Raw genomic sequence first — 386 nt, 5'->3', positions numbered from 1 at the left:
GGCCAACCTGGCTCGCCAGCATGGCGCGCAGGTGGTCGGGGTGTACGTGATCGATCCCTTCCCCTACATCGGCATCGGGGACGCCTCGGCGGTGGGCCTGCAAGCCTACCTGGCCGAGGCCAAAGCCGCCGCCACCCAGGCCCTGGACGACCTGCGCCAGGTGTGCGAAGCGCGCGGCGTGCCCTACGCGGGCGACACGATCGAGCGCAACGTGGTCTACGAGGGCATCCTCGAAACCTGCGAGGCCGAGGGGTGCGACCTGATCGTCATGGCCTCGCACGGGCGCAAGGGCGTGCAAGCGCTCATTCTGGGCAGCGTGGCGCAAAAGGTGCTCACGCACGCCAAGGTGCCGGTGCTGGTGGTCAAGCCGAACGCCACTTGATCGA

Annotated in this window: 1 protein-coding gene; it reads left to right on the top strand. The window is 68.7% G+C overall.

Going from position 1 to position 386, the window contains the following annotated elements; all coding sequences use genetic code 11:
• Positions 1–382: universal stress protein (locus EMN46_RS19370; protein WP_154202656.1), on the top strand; the 382-nt coding region annotated here is incomplete at its 5' end.
• Positions 383–386: the final 4 nt, after the last annotated feature.

Source organism: Ancylomarina sp. 16SWW S1-10-2 (assembly GCF_009669305.1).
Lineage (GTDB): Bacteria > Bacteroidota > Bacteroidia > Bacteroidales > Marinifilaceae > Ancylomarina.
This window is presented reverse-complemented; position numbering and strand designations above follow the sequence as displayed.